This window comes from Arthrobacter sp. P1_D4 (genome assembly GCF_056406115.1).
Genome location: NZ_JBFUAU010000055.1, coordinates 1 through 549 on the forward strand (window position 1 = coordinate 1; position 549 = coordinate 549).

The 549-nt window shown below is 64.7% G+C and carries 1 protein-coding gene; it reads left to right on the forward strand.

Annotation, left to right across the window (positions count from 1 at the left end):
* A partial coding sequence (locus AC1D0A_RS21980; RefSeq protein ID WP_476946797.1) for an L-serine ammonia-lyase, iron-sulfur-dependent, subunit alpha occupies nt 1–312 on the forward strand: 312 nt, incomplete at its 5' end.
* Nucleotides 313–549: the final 237 nt, after the last annotated feature.

Genomic DNA, 549 nt, shown 5'->3' on the forward strand with positions numbered 1-549 from the left:
GCCGGCCTGGCCGAAGTCATGGGCGGCACGCCCCAGCAGGTGGAGAACGCCGCGGAAATCGCGATGGAACACAACCTGGGCCTGACCTGCGATCCGATCGGCGGGCTCGTGCAGGTCCCGTGCATCGAACGCAACGCGATCGCCGCCGCCAAGGCCATCAACGCCGCCAAAATGGCGCTCTGGGGCGACGGCACCCACCGGGTCTCCCTCGACGAGGTCATCGTGACCATGCGCGAGACCGGCAAGGACATGTCCTCCAAATACAAGGAAACCGCCATGGGCGGCCTCGCCGTCAACGTCGTGGAGTGCTAGGAAGCTGACCGCCGCCGGCAGGGGCTGCCGTGGCGCTGGCCGGCGGCTCCGGCTGTGCAACTTACAACTAGCGCCTGCAGCTGTGCAGGCCCTAGACAATATGAAGTGTGGTGGTTGCCTGAAGTAGGACTGGAACCCCGGGTTCAAAGAGATTCGTGGGTTGCCGGCCCACGGTCTGTTCCGCATTCTGGTGCGGGTGTGGACTGGTAGAGCCACATTTGAACGTCTGGAGGTTCC